3 protein-coding genes are annotated in these 6,682 nt (G+C 72.1%); 1 reads left to right on the top strand and 2 read right to left on the bottom strand.

What is annotated here, in order from left to right; genetic code table 11:
- The coding region (locus AX018_RS24160) for a transposase (RefSeq protein WP_146749281.1) at positions 1-284 on the top strand (284 nt) is incomplete at its 5' end.
- Here AX018_RS24160 and AX018_RS24155 read toward each other — a convergent pair.
- Both AX018_RS24155 and AX018_RS24150 read right to left on the bottom strand, forming a co-directional pair.
- Positions 235-4,932, bottom strand: a complete 4,698-nt coding sequence (locus AX018_RS24155; RefSeq protein ID WP_111882792.1) for an RHS repeat-associated core domain-containing protein — start codon at positions 4,930-4,932, stop codon at positions 235-237. The two genes, AX018_RS24160 and AX018_RS24155, sit on opposite strands and share 50 nt — an antisense overlap.
- A 151-nt stretch (positions 4,933-5,083) precedes the next feature.
- On the bottom strand, positions 5,084-6,682 hold a 1,599-nt coding region (locus tag AX018_RS24150), incomplete at its 5' end, for a type VI secretion system Vgr family protein (RefSeq protein WP_111882791.1).

Below are 6,682 nucleotides of genomic sequence, written 5' to 3'. Positions count from 1 at the left end.
AGAACGCCCGCCACTGGAAGAAGCCGAGTCCGGGATCGGAGCAGCGCAACGAAGCCATCCGGGCGTGCCAGCGTTTGGGCCGCAGCGTCTGGAAGAAGTGGAGCGGCTACCACCGGCGCAGCCTTGTCGAGACGAAGATGCACTGCTTCAAGCGACTGGGCGAACGGGTGACGGCGCGCACGTTCGAGCATCAGGTGGTGGAGTTGCATGTCCGCGTGGCCGTACTCAACCGCTTCAGCCAGATCGGTCGTCCTCAAACCGTTCTGGTGGCCGCCATGGCATAAATCCGTCTGGGGTTGGGGCTATGCCGTCTTCGAACTGATTTGTGCAACAAAGCCGTCCCAATGGATCAATCCAACCCATAGGATCCGTCGGGTAGTTGAATTTGTTCACCCCACCTAACAACCCAATCGGATCCTGCGTCACATACTGCCCCACCCCCGGGTCGTAATACCGGAACCGGTTGTAGTGCAGCCCGGTCTCGGCGTCGAGTTGCTGCCCCTGGAAGCGGATGTCCTGCCCGATGCCATGCGGGTCGTACTCCTCGCGAATGGCGCCCCAGGCGTGGTGGGTGGCGGCCCAGGTGACGAGGCCGGCCTGGGGGCCATTGGCGTCCACCAGGGCGATGGGGGTGCCCAGGTGGTCGCAGAGGATGTGGCGGATGCGGGTGGCTTCGGTCCGGGCGGAGGTGGCCTGCCGGCTGCGCACTTCGTCCAGGCCGGCGGCCAGCAGGGCGCCCACTTCGGCAGGCAGTTGTCGCGTGGCCGGGGCGGGGCTGCCAGGAGCGATGGCCGCGCTCAGGGTGTTTTCCAGCAAATCGCGCTGCGAGCGGGACAGGGCGTTGAAGAAATCCCGGGCCGTCGCGGCAGCATTCACATCCGCGTCTTCCTCGCTGTCCGGTGCCAGCAGTGCCTGCAGGGCCGACGGAATGGCCTTGCCGCGTTCCAGGCGCAGCAGGGGCACGAAGGAGTGCGGCTCGTAGAGCGTGTGCAGTAGCCCGCCAGGGCCTTCGGTGTGCACGAGGCGGTCGCCGTCCCATCCGGCATGGGTGGTGGTGCCCTGCTGGCTGGCCTGGTCGTACACGGTCTTGGCCAGCCGCCGCCCGAAGGCGTCGTAGCGGTAGCGGGCCAGCAGGCACCAGGGGCTGGCCGCACTCTCGCGCTGCCAGACCTCGCGCAACTGGTGCAGCGCGTCGTAGCGCAGGCGCCGGGCGCGCCCGCCTGGCAGCAGCGCCAGCGTGCGGTTGCCGAAGGCGTCGTAGCGGTAGTGGGTGGTGCCGGCCGCGTTGCCGCGGCCCTCGGGCGCGGTGCTCCAGCCGATGCGGTTGCCGGGCCAGTGCGTGACGGTGCCCGGGCCCTCGCCCGCAGGCGTGCCCCCGCTCAGCAGGTCGAAGTTCGTGTCGCGCAGGTTCTCGCGCACCTGCTGCGCCCAGTCCTGCCGCTGCCGCTGCCGGTCCGCGTGCGGAGCCTGTGCCCGGGCATCCGCCGGTGCCGGCAGGCGGTTGCCGGCCGCATCGAGCGCCCAGTGCTCCTGCGCCGCGTCTGCCTGCGTGGCGCGCTGCAGCCCGGTCAGGCGCTGCCAGGCGTCGTAGCCGTAGCGGGTGGCCTCGCCGGGCGTGCGCACGCCCACGAGCTGGCCGAGGGGGTCGTAGTCGTAGCGGCGCTGCGCAAGGGTGGCGAGCGGGCCCAGGGCCGGGGCGATGCGGCCGGAGGCGGCTGCGGCATGGGCATGGGTTTCCGCGGGGGCATGGCGCAGGCCGCGCCAGTCCTGGTGGAGCATGCGGCCCATGGGGGCCAGGCGCCGGGCGTGGATGATGGCCTGAAGGTCGGCATGCGCGGCGGGGGCCTCGTCGTTCTCTCCGAGGATGCGCAGCGTGCGGCCCACCTCGCGGTGCAGGCCGTCGCGCTCCCAGTCCACCAGCGCATCGCCGTCCAGCAGCAGGCCGTGCACGTGGCCGGAGCCATAGGCGAGCCACTGCAGCGTGCCCAGGCCCTGCGCCCGGGTGGCGGTGCGCTGGCCCAGGGGGCCGAGCGTGTGGGCGATGGTGTGCTCGAACTCCACGGGCGGCTCGCCGCCCATGGGCTCGCTGCCGACTTTGCTGTAGAGGGTCTGCGTCTCGCCGCAGGCGCGGCCCAGGCCGTCGCGCGCCAGGGCGACGCGGCTGTCCAGTGCCAGCCGGTGGGCCTGCAGGGTGGCGGCCACTTCGGCCAGGGCCGGATCGCCGGGCCGGTCCAGCAGCGCCAGCAGGGGCTGCGTGTCCAGCGCCAGCCAGTGTGCGGACAGGCTGGGGACGCGGGAGCCCAGCGCGGCGGAGCGGCCCAGGGCGCCGGCCTGCATCGGTTCGTGCGTGTGCGGCAGGCGGCCCTGCCAGGTGCGGACCGAGGCCAGTGCGCCGGAGGGGGCGCGGTCGAAGCGGTGGATTTGCAGCAGCGCATCGCCGTCGTGTTCCCACGCCGCAACAGGCCCCGTGTCCTGCTCCCCCGCCGGCAGGCGGGCCAGCACGCGCGCCACGAGCCGCCCGCGCAGGTCGTAGTGCAGGCGCGAGCGCACGGCATCGCCCGGCGTGCTGCCGGGCGTGCCGCTCTCTGCCGAAGGGCGGTGCCCCGGGCCCTGGCCGTCGCTCGTCTGCACGAGCTGGCCCGCCGCGTCATGGCCGAAGACCTGGCTGCGGCCATCGAAGCCCACCTCCTGCACGAGCCGGTCGGCCGCGTCGTGCACGAAGCGCGTCGCCTCGCCGTTCTCGTTGACCAGCTCCACGAGCCGGCCGGCGGTGTCGTAGCGCAGCTGCACGCCCCGGCCCGCCTGGGCCTGCTCGATCACGCGGCCCCAGAGGTCATGCCGATAGGTCACCGTGGTGCTGGTGCCCGCCGCCTCGCCCGCGCTTTCCAGGACGTCGTGTGTGCCGTGGGTGATCGCTGCAAGCAAGCCACCCTGCGCCCAGCGGTAGCGCACCGCCGTGTTGCCGGGGTACTGCACTCCTATCAGGCGCAGGGCGCCGTGCGCGAGCGCATGGCGGTAGTGCGTGCGCTGGCCCAGGGCATCCACCTCTTCGAGCAGCTCGCCCCAGGCACCGCGGCGCAGGCTGTGGCTGCGCCCGGAGCAGTCGGTGCGCCGCGCGAGCTGGCCGCAGGCGTCATAGGCGAATTCGCTGCGCCCGCCCTGCGCGTCGACCACGGCCACCGGCTGGTCGCACCACGGCAGGGCGCTGGGCGCGAAGCGGCCATCGGCCTGGGGCTGGGCGTATTCGAGGCGGGTGACCAGTGCCCGGGCCTCGGTCTCCGCCCCGGGTTCGGCGCCCTCGCTGCCGGCCGGCAGCACGGCCACTTCCACCAGCCGCCCCCAGGCGTCGTAGCGGTAGCGTGTGCTCAGGCCCGCGGCGTCCCGGCTCTGCAGCAGCAGGCCGTCCTGGGCGGAGCCGTCCTCGCCCCAGCGCTGCTCGGGGCCGCTGCGGCCGTCCGGGTGCTGCACGCCCAGCAGGCGGCCCGCGCCGTCGTGGCGCCACCAGGTGGTGCGCCCCAGCGCGTCGGTGGCGGCGATGCGCCGCCCGGCGCTGTCGTGGCGCCAGCGCTGCTCGGCGCCATCGGGGCCCACGAGCCGCACGAGGCGCTTGAGCCCGCCTTCGCCCTCGAAGTGGTATTCGGTGGTGCGCCCCAGGCTGTCGTGCACGAGGGTCCGGCTGACCGGCGGCGTGGCCGGCGCGCTGTCTGGCGGTGGCGGGTCGAGGTAATCGAAGCGGTAGGAGAGCCCCTCTTCGTTGTGCTGCTCGACCACGCGGGCGCCGGGGCGCGGCGGCTGCCGGCTCTGCGGTGCCTGGTCCTCGTAGACGTAGCGGTGCCAGGGCCCCTGGCGCACGCGGTGGGCGGTCATGCGGTGCAGGCCGTCGTAGCCGAAGCACCGCAGGAGGGTGCCGTCCTGCCCGAGCACTTCGGCCAGGTTGCCGGCCGTGTCGTAGCGGTAGCGCACCAGGGGCTGGGCTGGCGCGGCGCCGGGCACGGCGCCCGGGCCGTTCGCGGGGGCGGTGCAGTCCACGCCGATGAGCCGCACGCCGTCGTCCGGGCCCAGCAGCGGGTGGGCGCTGGCGGGGACTGGGGTTCCGGCCGCACCGGCAGCGGTGGGCTCGGGCGCGATGCGCTCGTAGAGCAGGGCGTAGCTGCGCCCGCTGCCATCGGTGATGCGCACGATGCGGCCCTGCTGCGGCCCGCTCTCGCCGCGGGTGTAGCGCTGGCTGCGGCCGAAGCGGTCGCGCACCTCGTGCAGCACATGGGTCCCCGACACGGCGGTCTTGTTCGCCGCCGGCAGGAAGATCCAGGCCGGGGCGGGGGCCCCCGTGCCCGGCGTGGCGATCACGCAGGCGGGGTCCGCGCGCAGGTGCAGGGGCAGGTGCGCCCAGCGCGGCTGCAGCGTCCAGGGCCGCAGCTCGGGGGCCACCGTGCCCGATGCGCCAATCGCGGGCTGGCCAGGGGGAGCTTCTTCCTGCACCGTGCCGCCGCCGCGCAGCAGCCACAGGTTCTCGCTGGCGCTGTAGAGCGCCTGGCCGGGCTCCAGGGGCTCCTCGAACGTGATGGCCCGCCCCGATGCGTCGAAGAGCACGGTGCGCTCACCGGCACATTCCAGGCGCAGTTCCATCGGCAGCTTCCAGCCGTGGCCCAGCAGCCCGCAGGCCGAGCCGTGCTCGGTGTTCACATAGCTGCTGTAGACGCGCTGCCATACCAGCGCCATCGGCCCGGGCAGGGCGAAGTCGAGATCGTCACCGCCGGTGAGCACTTTGGCGCCCAGCGACGGGTTCACGGGGCTGCCCACGGCCATGCCGCCCGGGCACTCGGAGCAGGCCACGCCGCCGGCCGAGCCGATCAGCACGGTGGCCGAGCCCTGCACGATGGGCCCGCCTTTCTTGGTCAAGTCGCCCTGGCGGGCCGCGGGTTTGCCGCTCATGTGTTTTCCCTCTGATCTTGGTTTTGGCGGGCGGCGGAATGCGCTGGGCTATTCCGCCGCCGCGGGTGGTGTGCGCGTGGCAAGGCGGTGGGTCTTTCTCCGCCGTGCTGTGCTGTGCGCTCCAGGCGCCCGCGCAGGATGCGCTTCGCTGCTAGCAGTTGAGCTTGTCGAGCGAGGAGAGCACTTCGATGAGCGCGGGCGTGAGCCGCACGGTGCTGGAGCCGCAGCGCAGCGTGATCTCGTCGCCGGCCTCCAGCGTGATGGCCTTGGCTTTCACCGCCAGGGCACCGGTCACCTCCAGGCTGTCGGCGCCGCCCACGCTCGCCTGGCGGTCCGAGCCCACGGAGAGCGAGTCCTTGCCGCCCACCGTGCGGCTCCAGTTCGCGCCCACCAGGTCGTTGCGCACGCCGCCGATGTTCACGCTGTAGGCCAGGCCGATGTTCATCATCTTGGCCATGCCGACGTTCTGCATGGCCACCATGCCCACGGTCTCGGTCTTCATCTTGCCGACCTGGATGGTCCAGTTGCTGCCGATCTGGACCTTCTCGTTCTTGCCGATGGTCTTGCTGCGGTTCTTGCCGATGTCGATGGTCTCGTCGATGCCGACGTCCTCGCGGCGGTTGTCGCCGATGCTGATCTTCTCGTCGTGGTCCACGCGCTCGGTGCGGTTGGAATGGATGGTGATGGTTTCGTCGCCATCGACCTCCTCGGTGCGCCAGCCGTGCACGGTGATCTTCTCGTTGCGATCGACGGTCTCGGTGCGGTCGCGGTGGATCACGCTGGTCTCGTCGCGGTCGATGGTCTTGCGCCGGTCCTGGCCGACCCACTTGTCCTCGTCGTTCTCGACCTCGGTGAGCTGGTCCTTCTGCGCGTGCAGCCAGAGCTGCTCGGCGCCTTTCTTGTCCTCGAAGCGCAGCGCGTTGGCATCGCCCGCGCCGTTCTTCATGCCATCGCCGAAGGCGCCGCCCTTGCTCGACTTGGTCTTGATGCCCGACTGCGTGGCGTTGCCCGGCAGCTCCCAGGGCGGCATGTTCGCCGCGTTGTAGACGCAGCCCAGGATGATCGGGTAGTCCGGGTCGCCGTTGAGGAAGTCCACGATCACTTCCATGCCGATGCGCGGCGTGAACACCGCCCCGAAGCCCGGGCCGGCCCAGCTGGTGGACACGCGCACCCAGCAGCTGGAGTGCTCGTCCATGGCTCCGATGCGGTCCCAGTGGAACTGCACCTTCACGCGCCCGTACTCGTCGGTCCAGATCTCCTCGCCCGCGGGGCCCACGACCACCGCCGTCTGCGGGCCCGTGGTGCGCGGGCGCGGCGTGCTCAGCTGCGGGCGGTAGGGCAGCGAGGTGGGGTGCACCTGCATGCTGAACTTCTGCACCGAGCCGCCCTGGGTCTGCCCCACGCCGCCCGTGCCCTGCGAGGCCTGCACGTTCTCTTCCAGCCGGTAGCGCACCGAGGTGACGAGGTACTGCCGGTTCTGGTCGCCGCGCGGGTAGTTCTCCAGCGCGATGGTGTAGCCCGGGGCGATGCTGCGCTTGTTGAGCTCGGCGCGGGCGCGCTCGCGCGCGGCCAGGCCTTCCTCCATGTGCAGGCGGGTGTAGGTTTCGCCGTCGGCGAACTCGGTGTAGCCGCCCGGCCACTCGTAGCGCTCGTAGCCGTCGTGGCTGTGCCCGGGGGGCGACTGGCGCATCTCCGAGAGGTCGGCGCGGGGCTTCTTGAAGTCGTAGTCGTCCAGGTAGGCGCGCCCCGG

The organism is Paracidovorax anthurii, assembly GCF_003269065.1.
In the GTDB taxonomy this organism is placed as follows: Bacteria; Pseudomonadota; Gammaproteobacteria; order Burkholderiales; family Burkholderiaceae_C; genus Paracidovorax; species Paracidovorax anthurii.
Note: the sequence above shows the minus strand (reverse complement) of the source record. Positions and strands in the feature narration are given on the sequence as shown.

Excerpts from the sequence above, each read along its gene's own strand:
- AX018_RS24155 (WP_111882792.1), bottom strand. The coding sequence starts at position 4,932 with ATGAGCGGCAAACCCGCGGCCCGCCAGGGCGACTTGACCAAGAAAGGC.